Source organism: Mucilaginibacter gotjawali (assembly GCF_002355435.1).
Lineage (GTDB): Bacteria > Bacteroidota > Bacteroidia > Sphingobacteriales > Sphingobacteriaceae > Mucilaginibacter > Mucilaginibacter gotjawali.
Genome location: NZ_AP017313.1, coordinates 514180 through 533675, shown reverse-complemented (window position 1 = coordinate 533675; position 19496 = coordinate 514180). Strand labels below are relative to the sequence as shown.

Annotated in this window: 20 protein-coding genes; 10 read left to right on the top strand and 10 right to left on the bottom strand. The window is 44.4% G+C overall.

Going from position 1 to position 19496, the window contains the following annotated elements:
- Positions 1 to 27: 27 nt before the first annotated feature.
- From MgSA37_RS02435 to MgSA37_RS02410, 6 genes are all read right to left on the bottom strand, one after another.
- Complete coding sequence (locus tag MgSA37_RS02435; protein WP_096349683.1) at positions 28 to 867, bottom strand: N-acetylmuramoyl-L-alanine amidase; 840 nt, start codon at positions 865 to 867, stop codon at positions 28 to 30.
- A gap of 110 nt (positions 868 to 977) precedes the next feature.
- A complete protein-coding gene (locus tag MgSA37_RS02430; RefSeq protein ID WP_197706071.1) occupies positions 978 to 1946 on the bottom strand; it encodes a Gfo/Idh/MocA family protein in 969 nt (322 codons plus the stop codon).
- Positions 1947 to 2064: 118 nt separating this feature from the next.
- Entirely contained in the window at positions 2065 to 3120 is a 1056-nt protein-coding gene (locus MgSA37_RS02425; protein WP_096349681.1) for a hypothetical protein, read from the bottom strand.
- A 331-nt stretch (positions 3121 to 3451) separates the two neighbouring features.
- Positions 3452 to 4333 (bottom strand): class I SAM-dependent methyltransferase, encoded by an 882-nt coding sequence (locus MgSA37_RS02420; protein ID WP_096349680.1) that lies wholly within the window; start codon positions 4331 to 4333, stop codon positions 3452 to 3454.
- Between the two features lie 112 nt (positions 4334 to 4445).
- Positions 4446 to 5198: an ABC transporter ATP-binding protein gene (locus MgSA37_RS02415; RefSeq protein ID WP_096349679.1), complete on the bottom strand. Its 753-nt coding sequence runs from the start codon at positions 5196 to 5198 to the stop codon at positions 4446 to 4448.
- Positions 5195 to 5926, bottom strand: a complete 732-nt coding sequence (locus MgSA37_RS02410; RefSeq protein ID WP_096349678.1) for an MlaE family ABC transporter permease — start codon at positions 5924 to 5926, stop codon at positions 5195 to 5197. Before MgSA37_RS02410 ends, MgSA37_RS02415 begins: the two co-directional genes overlap by 4 nt.
- 235 nt (positions 5927 to 6161) lie before the next feature.
- On the opposite strand from MgSA37_RS02410, the gene MgSA37_RS02405 reads away from it, so the two are divergent.
- From MgSA37_RS02405 to MgSA37_RS02380, 6 genes are all read left to right on the top strand, one after another.
- On the top strand, positions 6162 to 6668 hold the full coding sequence (locus tag MgSA37_RS02405) for a GtrA family protein (RefSeq protein ID WP_197706070.1): 507 nt from the start codon (positions 6162 to 6164) through the stop codon (positions 6666 to 6668).
- A gap of 12 nt (positions 6669 to 6680) precedes the next feature.
- Positions 6681 to 7118 carry a hypothetical protein gene (locus tag MgSA37_RS02400; RefSeq protein ID WP_096349677.1) on the top strand — a complete coding sequence of 146 codons (438 nt, stop codon included), beginning with the start codon at positions 6681 to 6683 and terminating at the stop codon, positions 7116 to 7118.
- Positions 7119 to 7341: 223 nt separating this feature from the next.
- Complete coding sequence (locus tag MgSA37_RS02395) at positions 7342 to 8046, top strand: SDR family oxidoreductase (protein WP_096349676.1); 705 nt, start codon at positions 7342 to 7344, stop codon at positions 8044 to 8046.
- 26 nt (positions 8047 to 8072) lie between these two features.
- Positions 8073 to 8672, top strand: a complete 600-nt coding sequence (locus MgSA37_RS02390; RefSeq protein WP_096349675.1) for a PspC domain-containing protein — start codon at positions 8073 to 8075, stop codon at positions 8670 to 8672.
- 32 nt (positions 8673 to 8704) lie between these two features.
- Complete coding sequence (locus MgSA37_RS02385) at positions 8705 to 9685, top strand: LiaI-LiaF-like domain-containing protein (protein ID WP_096349674.1); 981 nt, start codon at positions 8705 to 8707, stop codon at positions 9683 to 9685.
- A gap of 78 nt (positions 9686 to 9763) precedes the next feature.
- The gene (locus MgSA37_RS02380) at positions 9764 to 10387 is read left to right on the top strand and encodes an RDD family protein (protein WP_232010770.1); all 624 of its coding nucleotides are present in this window, start codon (positions 9764 to 9766) and stop codon (positions 10385 to 10387) included.
- A gap of 121 nt (positions 10388 to 10508) precedes the next feature.
- Here the strand turns inward: MgSA37_RS02380 and MgSA37_RS02375 are convergent, their stop codons facing one another.
- Complete coding sequence (locus tag MgSA37_RS02375; RefSeq protein ID WP_096349672.1) at positions 10509 to 11207, bottom strand: LytR/AlgR family response regulator transcription factor; 699 nt, start codon at positions 11205 to 11207, stop codon at positions 10509 to 10511.
- Positions 11204 to 12394, bottom strand: coding sequence for a sensor histidine kinase (locus tag MgSA37_RS02370; RefSeq protein ID WP_096349671.1), 1191 nt, complete (start codon positions 12392 to 12394; stop codon positions 11204 to 11206). The genes MgSA37_RS02375 and MgSA37_RS02370 overlap by 4 nt, the downstream gene beginning before the upstream one ends.
- A 242-nt stretch (positions 12395 to 12636) precedes the next feature.
- Here MgSA37_RS02370 and MgSA37_RS02365 point away from each other — a divergent pair, with 242 nt between their 5' ends.
- From MgSA37_RS02365 to MgSA37_RS02355, 3 genes are read left to right on the top strand one after another with little or no spacing between them, the layout of a single operon-like run.
- Entirely contained in the window at positions 12637 to 13551 is a 915-nt protein-coding gene (locus MgSA37_RS02365) for a GLPGLI family protein (protein WP_096349670.1), read from the top strand.
- Between the two features lie 2 nt (positions 13552 to 13553).
- Positions 13554 to 14477, top strand: coding sequence for a GLPGLI family protein (locus MgSA37_RS02360; protein ID WP_096349669.1), 924 nt, complete (start codon positions 13554 to 13556; stop codon positions 14475 to 14477).
- An 11-nt stretch (positions 14478 to 14488) separates the two neighbouring features.
- Positions 14489 to 17173 carry a carboxypeptidase-like regulatory domain-containing protein gene (locus MgSA37_RS02355; protein WP_157750389.1) on the top strand — a complete coding sequence of 895 codons (2685 nt, stop codon included), beginning with the start codon at positions 14489 to 14491 and terminating at the stop codon, positions 17171 to 17173.
- Positions 17174 to 17227: 54 nt separating this feature from the next.
- Here the strand turns inward: MgSA37_RS02355 and MgSA37_RS28685 are convergent, their stop codons facing one another.
- On the bottom strand, positions 17228 to 17872 hold the full coding sequence (locus MgSA37_RS28685; RefSeq protein ID WP_183476245.1) for a hypothetical protein: 645 nt from the start codon (positions 17870 to 17872) through the stop codon (positions 17228 to 17230).
- A gap of 373 nt (positions 17873 to 18245) precedes the next feature.
- On the opposite strand from MgSA37_RS28685, the gene MgSA37_RS02345 reads away from it, so the two are divergent.
- Positions 18246 to 18692 carry an endo-arabinase gene (locus MgSA37_RS02345; protein ID WP_096349667.1) on the top strand — a complete coding sequence of 149 codons (447 nt, stop codon included), beginning with the start codon at positions 18246 to 18248 and terminating at the stop codon, positions 18690 to 18692.
- A gap of 64 nt (positions 18693 to 18756) precedes the next feature.
- On the opposite strand, the gene MgSA37_RS02340 is transcribed toward MgSA37_RS02345, so the two are convergent.
- Complete coding sequence (locus MgSA37_RS02340) at positions 18757 to 19392, bottom strand: RDD family protein (protein ID WP_096349666.1); 636 nt, start codon at positions 19390 to 19392, stop codon at positions 18757 to 18759.
- Between the last annotated feature and the right edge of the window lie 104 nt (positions 19393 to 19496).

Genomic DNA, 19496 nt, shown 5'->3' with positions numbered 1-19496 from the left:
CACAGCGTTTGAATTTTTACTCCCCCTTTAGGGGGCCGGGGGGCTGTATTTCTGATACACATTATACAACACATTCAAATCCAGCTGGGTAACTTCCGGCTTAATATCTGTTTGTACAAAGTGGCGTTTAAAGGCTACGACGGCGGCTTTCGGGTCCGAGGTATCATAGCCGATCAGTTTCAGGGCGATGCTATAGTCAAAGCCATCAGGGGCCAGTTCGAGTACGTCATCACTCCAATAGCCAAAGCCATGCGCCGCAAGCGTTTTCCAGGGAAAATAAGGGCCGGGATCAGGCTTGCGTTTGGGGGCAAAGTCCTGGTGGCCAATAAAGTTGGCCTGCGGGATGTTATAACTCTTCTTCAGCTGGGCGAGTAATAGCAGCAGGCTGTTGATCTGCGGAGCAGTAAAAGGTTCGCTGCCGTTATTATCTATCTCGATGCCGATTGAGCAGCTGTTCATATCTGTCACGCTGCCCCATTTACCCAGGCCCGCATGATTGGCCCGCAGGTAATCATTCACCATGTGAACCACCTTCCCATCCTTTCCGATAACATAATGGGAGCTCACCTGTGTACTGGTAATCGTAAAAGTATGCAGCGTTTGAGCCAGCGAATCCTGCGCCGTAAAGTGAATGATCACGTAATTGGGCTTTCGGATTCCAAAGTTCACGGTGCCTACCCAGGCTGAGGGTACCGGCATGCCACTACTATCGCGCAATGTATCCGGGTTTTGCATTTGAATAGTGGCTAAATACCCTTTAGTTTTCTCCTTGTATACCTTGTTGGTTACCGCATACGGACCTTTCGGCGAACAGGAGGCCAGGATAAAGAGCACTAGTAGTGTAAAGTAGCAGTAGCCATTTTTCATACGTAGCTAATTTAACGATATTTTTGGCTTAACAGATGCTAAGGTTTCGGAATTGTTACAAAAGGATAAGCAGAACTGTAACGCCTTTTGGACGGCGGCTTCGGGTTATTTTACTCCCCTTTATATTTCAAACCAACCTGTGCCCTTGCCTCATCCAGCATACCGATCATCTGCCGGGACATTTCATGGCTAATGATTGGGCTCTCCGCCTTATGCTGACGGACCAGTTCGCAAAAGTGAGCTATTTCGTAATTAAGGCCACCGGCAGCAAATGGTTCATCAATTTCTACTATCCGGCCATCAAGGTAATCTATCGTCGCACGCGCGGGGTTCCACCAATTTTTATGGATGGTGACGTTGCCTAAAGTGCCGCAGATAAGGGCATCGCCTTTCCCATGAAGGTCAAAACCTGCATACAGCTGGGCATAACCATTTTCATGTTCGGTTTGAAAGATAGAAAACATGTCGATGCCGGTTTCACCTAACCTGCCCAGTGCCTGTACCTTTTTGGTTGCGCCTAACCAATCAATTGCTAAAAATGCTTCATAAATACCAATCTGCATGATGCTGCCTCCAACCAGGTCGTGGCTGAAATTGGGGTGGTCTCGGCTGATGTCTGCCACTGATGACCCCGCCCGGACATAACCAACCGGGCCAATAGGGTCAATAAGCAAATATTCTTTTAGTTTTTGATATAGGGGAAAGAATGGAGGTTTCATCCCCTCCATAAAAAGCAAGCCTTTTTCGCGGGCTATGGCAAGTATACTGTCTAAAATGGCAAGATTGGTAGCCGCAGGCTTTTCACACAGTACCGGTTTACCGGCATTCAGCGCTAAAATACTGTATTGCGCATGGCTATCAGGCAACGTTGCGATATAAACAACATCTATATCACTTAAAAATAACTCTTCAACCGATCTGCAAGCCCTACCGCCGTACTGTTCAACAAAGCTATCAACCGCCTCTGCCCTGCGCGACCATACCGATACCAACTCAGTTCCGGGTACTGCGCGAAGCCCCTGTACAAACCTGTGAGCAATGCGACCGCAGCCGATGATTCCCCATTTAAGTTTGTTCATAGTGTTTTTGTCCATAGTCAATAGTCCATGGCAATATTGGAAGACAACGCTCAAAACCATGGTCTATGGACTATCGACCATGGTCTTCCTAACTAATCTCCAACCTCTAATCTCAAAACTACTGGTACTGGATATAGATCGGATGCGGTTTGTACATCTTTATTATTTCCTCGGGCGTAAGCATATGATGCGGCGGCAACCACGAGTCGTTTTTGTAAAACAATTTGAAGCCGGTAAACTGTACCGGGTCGTGATATACATAGTCGCGGTAGGTACCGGTCTTTAAATCAGGGGGACCGAAGCCATCCATATCCATAACGAACTGAATTTCGGGGTGCAGCTTAATGTTCTGATAATTGGTGAGCATTTTACGCGTAAAGCGGTGTACAATAAAAATTTTGGGCGGCAGGTTATGTTTCTTCACTACATTGGCCAGGTAAGCCGAAACATAATTGACATCGGCTGCATCGTAAGTGCCTATTTTTTTGCCGGGGTGGATACCGTCCTTCATAGCAAATTCGGGGTCGATACCGCAATGTACATTAGGCATTTCCCAGTATTTTTCCAACTTTGGCAACTCCGCGCGGATATTGCTTAACGCTACCTGTATATCCAGGAAAAGTATAGCATGGGCTCTTTTAGCCAGCCGCACTGCGCTATCTATTTTCTTACTCGGCATGCGGTTGATGTACATGTTATCCTTACCGGGGAAACCGGCAGCCACTACCGCGATATAATGCAAAGCAGGCTGAACAGGTGTTTTGGGGTCGGCTTTCTCCCAATGTTTTACTTCTCCATGTAGTTTGGCCAGCATTTCATTTGGCGGCAGCTCGCCCAGGATACCCATCTTTTTAGCGGATAGGTTACCATAAAACGCTACCACACGTTTAAATGGCAGTATCGCTCCGGGCAATGGATAAGGCGCATTTTTAACCGGCCATTTGCCGGTGGTATCGCCGTTTGCAAGGCGTTTCATCAGGGTATCATACAATTTCTTATCCAGCGGCGGGTAAACTACCTTTTCGGGAATAGTGTCTTGCGCGGCGGCTGCAATGGCCCCTTTTTTAGTAGTGTCCTTTGCGGATGTTGCAGCAGTGCTTTTGCTTTGGCTGCAGCCCGATATAAAAAGGATAGATGATGCCAGAAATGCAGCTGAAAGAATGATGTTTTTCATTTAATATTTTTTTCCTTAAGGCGGGGTATTATTTGCTTTTATTTTATTTGAGTTTGTAAGTAACCGGGGACGTGCAATATAACACCTTTAAGCTTACCCGTATGTTTAAAATTATCAACAGTTAAAGCCCGGTTTTCAAAAACATATTTAAACCATTTGTTTTTGGCTACGGTTTGTCAAAAGTTTTGATCGGTCCCTGATCATGACGGCGTCAAAGATAACAATATCTGTGTACATGCCCGTTGAAAATATACCGCTATCAGTAGTATGAAAATAAATAGCAGGCGGACATGCGGTTTTTTTGACAGCAATTTTGTCAGCCATTCGCCTTTCAATACTTAAAAAACTTCCCAAAAACCCCTAAAGGCAATTTAGGTCCCGATGTGGCCTGCAGATATAGTTCGCCGGTTTCAAGGTTTTGCACCTGCGGATACGCGCTTTTGATCAGGTTTTCAATTATTACAGAGGAAAAGCCAAGCGAATATGTATTCAGGATCAGGAAGTGCTCATCCGGATCAAGCAATTGCATCACATCACCCATCATTTCATTGATATTATCTTCCAGCTTCCATTTCTCGCCGTTGGGTCCGTGGCCATAAGCTGGTGGATCAAGGATGATCCCATTATATTTTTTTCCCCTTTTCAATTCGCGCTTAACAAATTTAAGCGCATCTTCCACCACCCAGCGAATATTGGTCAGGCCTGAAATCTCCTGGTTTTCATTGGCCCAGGTAACCACCTGTTTAATAGAATCCACGTGGGTAGTATCAGCCCCGGCGGCTTGTGCAATTAAGGAGGCGCCCCCGGTGTATGCAAAAAGGTTAAGCACTTTCGGCTCAGGGGTTTTAAATTTTTTTATATTTTGCGTGATATAATCCCAGTTTACTGCCTGCTCCGGAAAAATGCCCAGGTGCTTGAAAGACGTTAAGGCCAGCCTGAATTTGATGCTTGCTTCGGGGTTTTTATATTCAATATGCCAGCGGTCGGGCATGGCGGGGTTCTTTTTTATCCATTCGCCTGATGTTGCCGAGCGACCCTTAAACTTAATATGGTGCAGCTTTTGCCATTCGGCATTGCTTAATGCCTTACTCCATACCGCCTGCGGCTCTGGCCTGATCAATATTACATTACCAAAACGTTCCAGCTTTTCAAAATCGCCGCAATCAATCAGCTCGTAATCTTTCCAGTAAGTGGGGGTGAGAAGTTGGATCATTTTTTAGTCTTAAGTCTTGAGTCCTAAGTCCGGATAAAGCACTTAAGATTTTGCAAATATAGGAATATGAAATAAACTAACTTATGACTTACGACTCCGGACTAAAGACTTTCTAAAGCTTCTCCCGCGCTGCCTGCATAAACTTGCTGGCAAATACAAAGGAGTTCAGTTCTTTATTATCTGTATGCGCGATCTGGTGATTGGAACCTTCCCACCATTTTTCGCCGTTATGCAAAAATATAATATTATCGCCAATCCCCATTACTGAATTCATATCATGGGTTACCACTACCGTAGTGGTTTTAAATTCTTCGGTTATTTCGTTGATCAGTTCATCGATCAGGATAGCTGTTTTGGGGTCGAGGCCCGAGTTGGGTTCATCCACAAAAAGGTATTTGGGCTGCATGGATATGGCCCTGGCTATGCCTACCCTCTTTTTCATCCCGCCTGAAAGCTCTGAAGGATAAAGTTTATTTTTCCCTTCCAGGTTTACCCGTTTTAAACAAAAGTTAGCCCTGTCAAGTTTTTCTGACTTTGACATTTCGGTAAATAAATTTAGCGGGAAGATGATATTTTGCTCAACGGTCATAGAGTCAAACAATGCGGAGTTTTGAAAAAGCATCCCTATCTGCTTACGGATTGGTACACGCCCTTCAAAATTCATCGATGTAAAATTCTCCTTATCGTAATACACTTCTCCTTTTGTTGGTTCATGCAAGCCTACAATACATTTTAACAACGTAGTTTTCCCCGAACCGGAACTGCCAATAATCAGGTTGTTTTTGCCCGCTTTAAAATTGGCGCTTATGCCTTTAAGCACCGCGTTTTCACCGAAGGTTTTATAAATATCAACAATTTCAATCATAACAGGAGGCTTGAAATAACGAGGTCAGCAAACAAGATCCAGATACAACTGAAAACAACACCTTTTGTAGCCGATTGGCCAACTTCAAGCGATCCGCCTGATGTATAAAACCCAAAATACGAACAAACCGAGGTTATAATAAAGCCAAATGCTATAGATTTTACGGCACATACCGTAACAATTACGGGGTTAAACCCATTTTGTAAACCCAAAACATAATCAGCCGTGGCAATATCACGCGATGCTGCGCAAGCAATATAGCCGCCAGACAAACCAAGGATTACCGAAGTAATGGTTAACAGCGGGATCATTGTTAAACCCGCAATAATCTTCGGTGCTATCAGGTAGCCGGGGGCATTTACGCCCATTATTTCTAAAGCATCAATTTGTTCTGTTACCCGCATGGTGCCAATTTGGGAAGCAATACTGGAGCCCACCCGCCCGGCGAGTACGAGGGCCGAGATAGTTGGGCTAAATTCAAGAATGGTTGAATCGCGCGAAATACTGCCCACCACCGATTTTGAAATATAAGGGCTTAATAACTGGAAAGCTACCTGGATAGCGGCAACCGCGCCGATAAAAACCGAGATAATAGCAATGATCCCTAAAGAACCTATGCCTATGGATACCATTTCGCGCATGATCTCGTCCCAGTAAACACTGAACTTTTCGGGTTTGCGGAAACTTAAACGAAGTAAAAGTATGTATCGTCCTAAACTATGAAACATCTATCAATTAAAAATCGGCTAAAAATACTATAATTTGTCGTGGTAATTCAATCGGGCTTAATTTTAGTAGCCTTTATGCAGGCTAAAACCAATACTTTAACATTGTACTGACTTAAGAGTTTTATTTAATACTATCTAAATAATCTAAAATATTAGCTTTACATGTCCTTTCCTGTCGATCCATATCGTAAATTAGTTTCCGTTTAAATATTGCAAAAACAATAAATCAACCTGGATGAGAAACGTACACCATGCCCTGCGGCGGAATATTTTACACAGCATTGATTTTTTTTATACCCCGTTTAATAAGATCATGCCTTTGCAAACATTCAGGTATGCGGCTTGCGGCGGGGTAAATACCGCTTTTGATATTGGCCTTTTTACCCTAAGCTATCATTTTATATTTAACAAACGGAACCTGGCACTGGGCCCGTTAACGCTCAGCCCTCACATCGCCTCCTTATTTTTCGCTTTCTGCTTTAGCTTGCCTTCAGGCTTTTACCTTAACCGCTATATCGTTTTCCAGCATTCCGGCTTAAAACGGCATACACAACTGGTGAGGTATATCATCGTTGTGCTGATATGCGTTGTGTTTAACTATTTGTTTTTAAAGCTTTTTGTAGATTATTTCGGATGGTATGCCACGCCTTCAAAAATACTAACCACCGTTTTGATCACCATCTTCAGCTATACCAGCCAGACTTATTTTTTCTTTAAGTTAAAGCCGCATAACAAAGCTTAAAACAAACCTATCATGGAACGATCAAGACTAACCCGCAATCTGCAGCCGTTTAAATATGAACTGGGTTTTATTGGATTGTTTTGTTTGTATATCACGATCATTTACCTAACCGACTACCAAACGGTATTGATAGCGGGTCCGATCGCAATAATCTCGATCTTTATCGCTTACAAGATCCACCATTCAGCGGTTATTAACTTTGATAATGAAAACATGTATTTAACCGCGAAAGGAGCATATGAAGAGATCCCTTTAAAACTAGTGACAGCGGTCAAATTAACCTCTTTTACGCTGAATAAAATGCATTTCTGGGAGATCTTTTTTACCGACAATAACGGTGACGGGCGATCGGTAACTTTTTTTCCAGTTTATAAAACCTTAGGTTTTTTTATGGATAAGGTAAAGGAAAAGAACCCTAGCGCAGAGACCAACAATTCTATTTTTTATTGATCCAGAAACAGCATTTTTCCTGTACAATTGATTGGATTAATGCGCCGCCAAGGAATCTCTTTCGCGTTTACCGCTACTTTCCCCCTGTTTACCGAAAATTTGACCTGCTTTGCCAATCGGTTAATTACACCTGCAGCATTATCAATTAGATTTGTTTCAGTAAAGTTGATGGATGTATCGTTACAGTGCTAACTTTAACATTTAAACTTTACAGAGTAACAAAATGAAAAACGCAATTATCACCGCAGCAACAAAAGGAATGGGAAAAGCAATAGCAATAGCTTTTGCTAATGAAGGCATCAACCTTGCCATCTGCTCCAGGAACAGCGATGAACTCGCGGCCGTTAAAGCCGAATTAACTGCCCTCAACCCTAAAATAAAAATATTTACTTCGGTAACCGATTGCAGCATAAAAGAACAGGTGAAAGCATTTGCGCTTGAAGCAGAAGTTGAGTTGGGCACCATAAGTATTATAGTAAACAATGTTGGAATGTATACTTACTCCAGCATACTGGATGATACGGAAGACGCTTTTACCAAACAGGTAAATACCAACCTGGCGCCGGCTTATGAGCTTTACCGCTATTTCGGTAAAAAACTTATGACGGCACGCAGCGGGCATATCTTCACCATCTGTTCGGTAGCGTCACTAACCCCTATTGCTGAGGCTGGTACCTACAGTGTAACAAAATACGCGCTGCTCGGTCTCAGCAAAGTAATGCGTTTGGAGATGCAGCCATATGGTGTAAAGGTTACCGCAGTTATCCCGGGCTCAACACTTACCGCATCATGGGATGGTATGCAGGTAGATAAAGATAAAATGGTACTGCCAGAAGATATCGCCTCGGCTATTGTTAATGCTTATAAAATGAGTCCTGGCGCCAATGTAGATGAAATAATAATTAAACCGGCCTTTGGCCAAATATAAGATCAACACTAAAAAATAATAATAAAATGAACAAAAAACTATATCGCGACGAATACCACAAGGTAATAGGTGGCGTTTGCGCAGGACTGGCAGAGTACTTCGAAATGGATCCTACCATTGTCCGCCTGATTTTTGCGTTCGCCTTTTTTGCGGGCGGCGTAGGCTTTATCCCTTACATTGTACTGTGGATAGTGCTTCCAAAAAAAGGATATCCGTATAACGGATTTGGCAGCCAGGGTGTTGATTATACCGTTCCGCCACAACAGCCCGGCTCAACTTTTACCCCGCCGTATGAGCAAAGCAACCCTTTTGCCGGCAGCCAGTATAAAACCGACCCGGTGACCAATATGCCGCCAAAACAAAGGTCAAACGCGGGCATTATTGTAGGGGTAGTGCTTATTATGATAGGGGCCGGTATTTTGATTGACAATTACGACCTGATACCCGATTTTGATTTTGAAAGATTATGGCCCGTTGTATTTGTTGTAATAGGCCTGGCGCTGATTGCAAGCGGTCAAACCCGGCAAGTGTGGGGAAATACTGCAGAGGAACAGCCCGCCAAAAAAGACCCGGATAATACTAACGACATTCCGCCCGCAACTGAAAATACTGCAGCTGCTGAATAAATAAAACTGATAGCCAATTAAAATTAAAGATCATGAAGAACGATAAACTGATCCCGGGTGTAATCCTGGTGCTTATAGGGGCAGCCATCCTGCTGGCCAATTACGGTTACCTGCACTTTCATTGGTGGAATATCTTCCGCCTGTGGCCAATATTCCTGGTTATCGGGGGTATAAACCTCCTGTTCGCACATAACAAATCGCCCTGGGCATCCGTCCTGAAAATTTCGGTGGTGGTGTTTGGCTTCGGGCTGGTATTGTTCGGCAACTTTGGCGACCGCTATAGTTTTTGGCCTGGCAGTCATATCAACTGGAACAATAACGACGACAACGATGACAACAACTCAGATGATAATAACGACGATAACGACAAAGGTGATGTTAAACCGGCGGTTAACGGGGTATTTAACGAACCTTATAATGCCAGGATTAAAGTTGCCCGTTTGAACGTAAGTGGTGGCGCAACAAGCTATTATTTATCGGGCACTACTGATCAGTTGTTCAGCGCCGCTACCCGCGATAATTCAAACCGTTACATACTTACCAGCTCAAAGGATGAAGACTCTGTTTACGTGGTTAATTTTCATATGAAAGACCGCAATGGCGCTAACTTTGACTCAGATAAAAGCAGGGCCGACTTCAGCTTAAACACCAACCCAATATGGGAGATCCACGCTGACGCCGCAGCTGCCAAACTTGATTTCGACCTTTCAAAATTCAAAGTAAAGGAACTTAAATTAAACGGCGCCGCAGGTTCATTCACTGTTAAATTAGGAGACCCGCTCGAATCGACCAATGTTGAAGTATCAAATGCAGCCTCGGATGTCAGGATCCTGATCCCGCAAAATGCTGCCTGTGAGATTGAAACAGACACAGGCTTATCAGGCAATGATTTTGAAGGCTTTAATGACGTGGGCGACAGCAGGCATGAAACTACCGGGTTTGCTGCTGCAAAAAACAAGATACACATCCATATTAAAGGCATTGTATCAGGCTTTAAAGTAAACAAGTATTAAGCAAAGTTAAAATGTTGTAAAGTTGTAAGGTTGAAATGTTAATTTTGAAGAGCTATGCAACCTTTAAACATTTCAACTTTGCAACCTTCCAACAAAGGTAATACCTACCTCCTCGTTATCAATGGTAAACCCGAAGGACCGTACAGCATTGAACAGTTAAAGGCCCTGAAAATAAAACCTGCCGATTTTGTACGTACTGAAGGCATGGACGATTATAAACAAGCTCATGAAGTTGCAGAACTCCGTGAGCTTTTTGGTTTTAAAAAGGAAGCCGTCATCCCCCAATATTTCGGCAGTTTTGATCAAAGGCTAACAGCGTCCGCGCTGGATTGGTTTTTCGTTCTACTGGTGTGTGTACCTATTGCATTTATCGTTTCGGTATTTATTCAGGATCAGGCGCAGCGCATCATGGTAGCCTTTAGCCTGGCAGTTATCGTTCCACTGGTAAAGATTATCTATCATATCGTTATGGAATGCTCGGCGAAACAGGCAACGTTCGGCAAGCAGCTTATCCGGATAAAAGTTTGTGATATGGAAGGCAAACGCATCAGCTTCGGCCGGTCGCTATGGCGAAACGTGGCCAAGCTATTTTCTGTAGCCCCATTTTTTTTAGGCTACATTTTCAGTTTCTTTAACAAAACACAGCAGTGTATGCATGATATGCTGGCGGGTACGCTGGTGATGAAGGACAGATTGTTTTAGTAGCAGGGGTAAGTAGCAGTAGCAGTCGAATAAATATTAGCGGCGGTGTAAAAGTAGCAATATCAGTTAGATTTATAACAAGCAAAAACTGCTACTGCTACTAATAACTGCCACTAATTCCTCATTCCAACCCCAATCTCATCCTTAACGGCTCCCGGTAGGTACTCCCAATCGGAATCTTTTCATTATTGATCATCAACTGGTGAACTTCTATCATGGCAATATGCCTGATGGCTACCACAAATGATTTATGCACCCTAACAAACTCGTCTTGCGGGACAATGTCAAAAATATCGGTCATGTTTTCGCGGATAAGGATCTTTTTATCCTTTAAAACGATGGTGATATAATTGCCGTCCTTCTGTAAATAAAGGATCTCGCTTATTTTAAGGTGATGCGTTTGCGAGCCGCTTTTTATAAAAATCGTTTCCGGTACCTCACTTTTAAAGCTTGCCTTATTTTTCATCGCCAAAAAGGTCTCAGCTTTGTTTACTGCTGCTAAAAAGCGTTCGAAAGTGATAGGTTTCAGCAAGTAGTCGACGGCATTCAAATCGTAACTTTCTACAGCGTAGTGGCTGTAAGCGGTTGTAAAAATGATCATCGGCCGGCTCGACAGGGTTTGTACCAGCTGTATCCCGCTGATGTCCGGCATATTAATGTCCAGGAATATAACGTCCACTTTTTCCCGGTTCAGGAATTCAATGGCCTTAACCGGCTCGCGAAAAGTGGCCCGCAAGGTAACCAGGCTGGTTTTGCGGCAATAACGTTCAATCACTTCAAGCGCCTTCGGCTCATCATCAATGGCTATAGAGGTTATCATTCTAAAATAATTCCAAGATTGACAATATACCTATTGTCAGCGTTTTTTATGTACAATTCGTACTTTCCGGGATAAACTAACTCCAATCTTCTTTTTACATTTTCAAGGCCGATCCCGCCTTTCCCGTCTTCCATTTTCCTGACATTATAAATCGTATTCTGGCAGCTAAACACTAATTGTTTGTTAACCATTGCAATGGAAATATTAATTTCGGACGATTGACCAATGATCACCCCATGTTTAAAGGCATTTTCCACAAAGGAGATAAAAAGCATGGGGGCAACCAAAATACCCTCAGTTTGTGCCGGGTAATCAAACGTCACCTTTGCCTCCTCATCAGCGTAACGCAGTTTGTTTAGCGTGATGCAATCTTCCAGGTATTCAATCTCTTTATTCAGCGGCACCCTATCGGCATTACTGTCGTAAATCATGTAGCGCATCATGCCCGATAGTTTCGAGATCCCGTCGGCAAGGTCATCGTTACCCTTCGCCTGCGCCATCGAAAACAAGTTATTGAGTGTATTGAACAGAAAGTGCGGGTTGATCTGCGAGCGCAGGAACTTGACTTCTGTACTCAACTGGTTAGCCTCCAGTTTAACACGCAATACATCGGTTTTTGCCCATTCCTTTAAAAAGAAATAAGCAATGGAGACACCCATAATACCTATAAATAGCAGCAATAAGATCAGTTGCGACCGGTCAACCATATCCATGATGAAATGGGGACGCCCGTCATCCGGAACAACATGCCCGGTTTTTGGTATTGCCGGCGGGCCGGACGGAACACTTTTTGACTTGAAAGTAGCATCCAATCGGTAGGTAGGCGAAGGCCCGATTTTGACAGGGTCGCGCGGGGTTAGCAAATTAATCGCAACATTATCGAGCTCAAAAATCAACAAAAACCAACATAACGCTATGGCGAAACGCACAAGGTTGCTGCGAAAGGAAAGGACCTTTTTAAACAGCCAAAAAATATTACCATAAAATAAAATGCCCAACAGCACTAATGTGCCATAGGTGGCAGGTAAAAACCTTACTATTTCCTTTCGCTCCATTATCGCGTTATTGCGGCTGATCCTGATGGTAATGGCTGTGCTGGTTGCTACGTTAACGGCATAGAAAACCGAGATCCAAAAAAGGATATGGATGGCGATCTCCGCTAACTGTCTCTTTTTTATGCTGTTCATCAATTCAAAAATAGAAACCTTTGGGCATATTCATTAATTTATGTGATTAACCGGAGGGATTAGCAGGCGAACGGGCAAATTTTGAAATCCGCGCCATTATGCCTGCCCTAAATTCCTTTCCGGACATCCGTATCATCCGCAAATAACAAATATCGATGCTTTACCTGCCTCCACCCGCTGTTGGTAACAAAGTTTTTAGGGCGCCATTTCGAAAATATAGTATTGCTTAAAATTATCACTTTATGAAGAAGCAATTATTGATGGCAGTCATCTTACCGGGCACATTTTTTACCGCTTGCGCCCAAAAAGCAGACACGGCGCGTGTGCTGGTACATTACAAGTTTACCCATGTGAGAGACACCACGGACAGGGCGCATCCGTACACGGAAAACATGGTGTTGTATGCAGGCAAAATTGCTGGTGCGTACAGGAGTTACGACGGGATAGTATACAAAGCGCAATTTAAGAAAGCGTTTGCCGAAGCAGCAGCAGCAAGCCCGGATGGAAATGTGAGGATAAACAGAAGGGGCGTAGGTACACCGGTAGAATATTACCAGTACCCGAACGAACAAAAATTATACACGAAAGATCAGCTGTTCAACAGCTACCTGATCGACGGCCCGATGCCGGCTATCGATTGGAAAATCAGTAGTGACACGGCAACATTCGGCGGCTTGCATTGCCAGAAAGCCAGCTGCCATTTTAAAGGCCGGGATTATACCGCATGGTTTTGCCCCGACCTGCCGGTGCATATTGGCCCCTGGAAATTAAACGGGCTACCCGGTGTGATCGTAGATGCCCATGATGCAAAAAACGAAGTGGTATTTAAATTCGACGGGGTAGAAAAAGCAGTCCCTGCGCCAGCAAAAACCGAGCCTGCCCCTGCTGATCAGCCCCCGATATTGCGTGATTTGGATGATGACATGAATTTGATAGGGATGCCGCCCCGTACCATAAAAACCACACAAAAAGAATTTGATAAATTGAAGGCGACTATGGAGAAAGACCCCGAAGCATTTGCACAAGCCGTTAATGCCGGCAATAACGCGAGTGCCCGGGGTGGCGGGGAAAAAATGGATAATATCAGGGTAATGAAAGGCCCTGGCCCCCGTGGCCCCGTAATTAACAACCCGATAGAATTACCTGAAAAGAAATAATTATGAAAAGATATCTTACAATATGCGCGTTATTGGCAGCAACATTACAGGTTGCCAGGGCGCAAAAGCCCGACACCGCCGCGTACATGGTCCACTACAAGTTTTCGCATTTAAGGGATACCACTAACCGGGCAAATCCGTATACCGAAAACATGGCGCTGTTCCTGGGCAAAAGTTCCAGTGTGTACAAAAGTTATGATAAACAGCTGCAGGATGCCCTGTTCAAAAAACAGGTGAAAGAAGCAATGGCTAACTCGCCCGATGGCAACATTAAAATAAACAGGCAAAACACAGGTTCGCCTCTTCAATATTTTCAATTCCCGGCGCAGCAAAAATTGTATAGAAAGGAGTCGCTCGTCATCAACAGTTACCTGATTGAAGACGCCTTACCTGTTATCGACTGGAAAATAAGCAGCGATACCGCCAGCTTTGGCGGCATGCATTGCCAGAAAGCGACTGCGCATTTTAAGGGCAGGGATTACACCGCATGGTTTTGCGCGGAGATGCCTTTTCATGCCGGGCCATGGAAGTTGAATGGCCTGCCCGGCGTGATCCTGGAGGCATACGACGCCAAAAAAGAAGTGGTTTTTAAGTTTGGCGGCATCGAGAAAGTAGCTCCGCCCCAACCTTTTGTAGTTGCCAGTGATGCGCAGCCCGGCGATGGGCATAGAATGATCATGATAGGAGGAGATGATGCTGACACTGATCCGGCTATTATCCAACTTCCTACGCGTTCTATCAATACCACGGATAAAGAATTTACCAAATTGCAGGATGCCATGCGCAAGGATCCGGATGCTTTTGTACAGGCAATGATGGCATCCTCTGGTATGAATGGGCCGGGAAACGGGCCCAGGCCGCAAATCAAGATCAAGATAGGGCCGCAGCCGGTGATCAATAACCCGGTTGAACTGAGCGAAAAGTAACGATGTGTATTATGCGAACTTTTATATTGCTGCTATGCAGCATGCTGTGTGCTGCCTTTTGTTTTGCCCAGGACAAGATCCACGGGACGGTTAAAGACAGTGCCGGAAAAGCCGTGCCGTTTGCCACCGTCAGCCTGAAAAAAAAGACAAGCAATACCATTGTTGCTTACACTATAACAGATGGCAAAGGCTTGTACAATTTGATGTTGCCCTCCGCCGAAAAACCGGATAGCCTGCTGGTAGAAGTACGCTGTATAGGTTATAGGCGCGTGGCGCAGGCTGTTAACGGCACAGCTCCCGTCGACTTCGTGCTGCAGGCCTCGGTTAACCAGTTACAGTCGGTTGTGGTGAAAAGCAGCAGGCCGGTACTGAAAATAAACGGGGATACCATCAACTATAAAGTGTCGGATTTTGCCTCCGCGCAGGACAGGACGATAGGTGATGTGATCAAAAAACTGCCGGGCATAACGGTAGCAACGGACGGCACCATCCTCTATAATAACAAGCCCATCACCAACCTGTATATCGGCGGCGACAACCTGCTGGATGATAAATACAATATTGCTACCAATACTATCCCGCAGGGCGTGGTTGAAAAGGTGCAGGTAATTCAAAATGACCAGCCGGTTAAAGTGCTGCAAAATAAAGTGATGAGTGATGATGTGGCGCTAAACCTGACCATAAAGAAAGGGGCCAAACTGCAATTGGTAGGCCAGGAAAGCATAGGCGCAGGCTTGCCCGGTAATTACGATGTGAATTTGAATGCTATGATGTTTAAGGATAAATACAAAGCCATTAATTACATTAAAGGCAACAATACCGGGGATGACCTGCAGCAGGAGCTGTTGGCGCATAACTTTTCCGATAATTCCCAACGCATCGATAACGACGTACCGGCAACGGTGCTTTCCCTTGGCGCGGTGCATGCGCCCGCTTTGTCACGCGACAGGTATTTATTTGATCAATCAGGACTTATCAACCTTAATAATTTGATCAACCTAAAAAATAATGTCCAGCTAAAGATCAATGCATGGTATTTGCATGATACCCAAAAGCAGGATTACAGCCAGCTGAACACCATTTTTTTGCCGGGCGACACGGTTCGCTATAACGAAACGCAACACAACCGTTTCGGCCCCAATATCCTGCATACCCAATTTACGCTGAATGTTAACCGGGATAAATATTACCTGAATGATGCGCTGCTGATGGATAATAACCGGTCGGTCAGTTATTCAACGCTGAATACCGGCCTGTCCGGCAGGCAGGCCAACGGCACTGTGGTGAACCAGGTTTTTACGGATAATGCATTGAATTTTTCGAACGAATTTAACCTCATTAAATCGCTGAGATCGAATAACATCATCCAGGTCTATTCGTATATCAGTCATTCGGCCGAGCCTGAAAAAAGGACTATAGGGCCAAACTATAACGACACCGTATTTAATAAAAGCATACCCTATAACCAATTGCTGCAAAATGTGAATGTGCCCGCCTGGTATACCAATAATTACCTCTCGTTTAAGATCCCGGCAAGCGTTATTACCCAAAGTTACCGAACGGGGGTTAGCATACAATCGCAAACCTTAACCTCCAATCTTGGTGTTCTGCAAAATAATAACAGTATCAGCCCTGCGTCAGACAGTGCCCTAAACCATTTGAACTGGACCCGGAAAAAGCTGTATGCCGAAGCGGCATACGACCTGCCGGGCACTATCCTTAAAGCCAACCTGACCTTGCCGGTAAGCCTGCAGCAGATCGATTATTCCGACAACCTGTATGCGTTGAATAAGCATTTAAGCCGTTTGTATTTTAATCCGCAGTTAAGGATAAAATACCAAACCAGCCTGGAGAATTACCTCACATTCGGCTACAATTACCGCAACCAAACGGGTACCATAGAAGATCTGTACCGCGGCTATATCCTCACGGATTATCGTACGCTTTTGGCCAACAACGCCGGCCTGACCGAAAGCGGCAACCAGACGGCCGCAGCCGGCTTTAACTACCGTAAGGCGCTTACCCTGTTTTTTGCCGGCATTAATGTGCTTTATAACCACACGGCTTCCAATAATATCGCTTCAGAAGTGATCACCAATACACTACAGCAGCGCGTGGTACTGCCCTACCCTAACAGCACCAATTCGTGGACGGTGAGCGGCAACCTGAGCAAGTATTCCTTTGCGCTAAAAACCACTTTTAGCGGCGGGCTGCAATGGCAAAACAACAGCTCGGTGCAGCTGCAAAACAATGTGCTGCTGCCGTTCAACACCACTACCGAGGCTGCCAATTTAAGTGCCAATACCAAAGTGAACGACCAGGTAAATTTTAGCTATAAGGCCACCCTTACACAAACCGACAGTCATTCGGCCGTGGAAGCATCGGCCTTTCACATCAACCAGTTGCTGCAGCAGGCCGAGGTTAATTATATCCCTTCGGACGATATGCAGTTCAAGCTATCCGGCGAGCATTACTTTACCCGCCAGCAGGGTAACCCCGACCTGAAGTATTTTTTTGCAGATGCCTCGATGAAATTCAGGCTCAAAAAACTTAAAACCGATGTGGAGTTGAGCGCGGTAAACTTTTTGAATGTTAAAAATTACAGGTATCTCAATTTATCGGCAAATACCTTTACCGCCAGCTCGTATACATTGCCGGGTAGGATTATTTTGCTGAAGGTGATGTTTAATCTTTGATTTATGTTGCAGGGATATGAGTTTCAAAGTCCTAAACATTCTGGATATTACCTATTAACGTTCTTTCAAAATGTCAAGGGGGGTTCCAAAAGAGCCTTGTTCCCTAATATAATTCATTTCTTCCTCGTCCAGTTCATCGGTCCCGAATCCGATATATGACGTTGGCTGACCCGCGGCATCTTTTATTGCGTATTCAATGGAATTGATTTTAGGTTTCCTGACCAGGCCTAGCATAGTCAAATCTAAAAACTGGCCTGTTCTCGCGTCTCCTTCGGTAATCTCCCCCAATATAAAAAATCCCCTCCTTGTTATTGAAACAGACGAGTATAACATAAACTTTCCAGCGATTATTTCGTGCCAATCGTGACCACAATACCGGCATTGGCGGGCATAAGGTGTACGCGCAAGCCGTTTACATTGTGGGCAATAATTAAAAAATACTTTTTCCGGGCATTCCGCCATAATTCGTTCGCAAGCGCGCAGTTCAAACGCATCATAGCCGTACTTAAGTAAATCAAGAACTACCGGATTATCTGTCAGCAAGCCTCTTTTCCACATAAATTCCGCATGAGGGCTGCTTCTTCTGTCTTTGTCGCCTAATTTCTGCAACGACATTGAGTTTCTTATGGCCATTCTTTCGTCAGCGGTAAGCAGATTCGGGAAACGAATAATGATATATCTGGCTGTTTCTTTGTTCATGGCGACTGATTTGAACGCAACGCTAATATTAGAATAATTTGGCGAAATAAGAAAACCTGTATCCCGCTTGGACTACCAGGAAAATCGCTTTTAAAAACTAATAGCTAACAGTAGGCACCTACGGAGCCATCAGCAGATCTATTTAAGCTATAAACAGGCTACTCCTACGGAGTCATAGGCAGAACATTGCAATAGTTCCAGCGGAACTACCTGTTTATAGCACATACACTTGTGATTTAATGGCTCCAGCGGAGCCCCCCCTATTTTAAAAACGATTTCACTGCTTGGACTGCCGGGTTTGACAATAAAGTGAAACATATCATTATATTTACGCTGAAGTCTCAAATCTTAACCCAACAATCAAACCAACCAAATGAAACTAACAGTCTTCACCGTCATTGGCCTTCTCATCGCCTTAACCGGCTATTCCCAATCCATCCCGGACACAACCGCGATAAAACAGTTACTAGAAAAAGAATCAACCACCTTCCGCAACGGCGATGTTAAGGGCCATGCCGAGTGCTGGAAAATACAACCTTACAGCCGGATAGTGATTTCGACGACAGACGGAAAAATAATCGAGGTTCCACCTGCCATCATGATCAATCCGCCTGCAAGCATGATGGGCGGCGGCGGTACTTTTACCAACTCCAATTATAAAATATCCGTTATGGGCAATAGTGCGTGGCTTAGCCATGAGGAAGAATCCGTTTCCAAAGAGGGCAAAAAGACCTATAGCATTGAATTTAAGATGCTGGAGAAAATAAACGGCGATTGGAAAATTGTCGGCATGTCGATACATGCTTTCAATAAGCAATAGTAACCTTGGTTTCAGCTAACCTGCCAAGCGGAAACCTACCTTCGGCAGGCAGGCTGGCAACTCATCAAACGTTCTTCCTTACCACGTAGGTTTTTGCCAGGAAATCGTGCAGCCCTTGTTTACCCTCTGTCCAAAAAATACTGAACGTACCAAGGCCCCATAAATAGATAGAAAGTATTTTACCCAGGCTGCGGAACAATGCCACTGGCAAACTAATGCCGTCGCCATCCTGGTCGACCACCGCAAGGCCGCAAATTCGTTTACCCAGGGTGCCTTTTATAACCGAGGCCTCGCCTATCGCGTTATAAAACAATAAAAGGATGTAGAAGATCGCCTGAATAATGGTGGCATCATGTATAGATATTTTGGAAGGATCAAAGTCGGTAAGGTTAATGTGGGTAACTCCCTTTGAGTTAAGAATAGGAATGCTGAAACTCACCACAAAGGATAACAAAAAACTGTCAATCAAAAAAGCCAGTAATCGCCACCAGTACGAGGCCAGGTTATCTTCCGTAGGGAAATGGTACCCCTGTTCCCTGAAATACTCATAGAGCTCGGGCACATCACAGGCATCCTGCCAGGTATCTGCCGATGGCGCCATGATACGGGTATGCAGTTCCAGTTCCTTTTCAATTAACTCATTAAATGTATACGGCCCGGTTTGCTCACCGTCAACCAAAATATAATATGCTTCGTTCATCAGGACAATAAAAACAACCGAAAGATATAACTATACTTTGACGTTTGCTAATGGAAAATGTTAACGTTACAACCTAAAATAGTTGTGCATGTTTGCTTATTTCC

Excerpts from the sequence above, each read along its gene's own strand:
- MgSA37_RS02435 (WP_096349683.1), bottom strand. The coding sequence starts at position 867 with ATGAAAAATGGCTACTGCTACTTTACACTACTAGTGCTCTTTATCCTG.
- MgSA37_RS02430 (WP_197706071.1), bottom strand. The coding sequence starts at position 1,946 with ATGAACAAACTTAAATGGGGAATCATCGGCTGCGGTCGCATTGCTCAC.
- MgSA37_RS02425 (WP_096349681.1), bottom strand. The coding sequence starts at position 3,120 with ATGAAAAACATCATTCTTTCAGCTGCATTTCTGGCATCATCTATCCTT.
- MgSA37_RS02420 (WP_096349680.1), bottom strand. The coding sequence starts at position 4,333 with ATGATCCAACTTCTCACCCCCACTTACTGGAAAGATTACGAGCTGATT.
- MgSA37_RS02415 (WP_096349679.1), bottom strand. The coding sequence starts at position 5,198 with ATGATTGAAATTGTTGATATTTATAAAACCTTCGGTGAAAACGCGGTG.
- MgSA37_RS02410 (WP_096349678.1), bottom strand. The coding sequence starts at position 5,926 with ATGTTTCATAGTTTAGGACGATACATACTTTTACTTCGTTTAAGTTTC.
- MgSA37_RS02405 (WP_197706070.1), top strand. The coding sequence starts at position 6,162 with ATGAGAAACGTACACCATGCCCTGCGGCGGAATATTTTACACAGCATT.
- MgSA37_RS02400 (WP_096349677.1), top strand. The coding sequence starts at position 6,681 with ATGGAACGATCAAGACTAACCCGCAATCTGCAGCCGTTTAAATATGAA.
- MgSA37_RS02395 (WP_096349676.1), top strand. The coding sequence starts at position 7,342 with ATGAAAAACGCAATTATCACCGCAGCAACAAAAGGAATGGGAAAAGCA.
- MgSA37_RS02390 (WP_096349675.1), top strand. The coding sequence starts at position 8,073 with ATGAACAAAAAACTATATCGCGACGAATACCACAAGGTAATAGGTGGC.
- MgSA37_RS02385 (WP_096349674.1), top strand. The coding sequence starts at position 8,705 with ATGAAGAACGATAAACTGATCCCGGGTGTAATCCTGGTGCTTATAGGG.
- MgSA37_RS02375 (WP_096349672.1), bottom strand. The coding sequence starts at position 11,207 with ATGATAACCTCTATAGCCATTGATGATGAGCCGAAGGCGCTTGAAGTG.
- MgSA37_RS02370 (WP_096349671.1), bottom strand. The coding sequence starts at position 12,394 with ATGAACAGCATAAAAAAGAGACAGTTAGCGGAGATCGCCATCCATATC.
- MgSA37_RS02365 (WP_096349670.1), top strand. The coding sequence starts at position 12,637 with ATGAAGAAGCAATTATTGATGGCAGTCATCTTACCGGGCACATTTTTT.
- MgSA37_RS02360 (WP_096349669.1), top strand. The coding sequence starts at position 13,554 with ATGAAAAGATATCTTACAATATGCGCGTTATTGGCAGCAACATTACAG.
- MgSA37_RS02355 (WP_157750389.1), top strand. The coding sequence starts at position 14,489 with ATGCGAACTTTTATATTGCTGCTATGCAGCATGCTGTGTGCTGCCTTT.
- MgSA37_RS28685 (WP_183476245.1), bottom strand. The coding sequence starts at position 17,872 with ATGAACAAAGAAACAGCCAGATATATCATTATTCGTTTCCCGAATCTG.
- MgSA37_RS02345 (WP_096349667.1), top strand. The coding sequence starts at position 18,246 with ATGAAACTAACAGTCTTCACCGTCATTGGCCTTCTCATCGCCTTAACC.
- MgSA37_RS02340 (WP_096349666.1), bottom strand. The coding sequence starts at position 19,392 with ATGAACGAAGCATATTATATTTTGGTTGACGGTGAGCAAACCGGGCCG.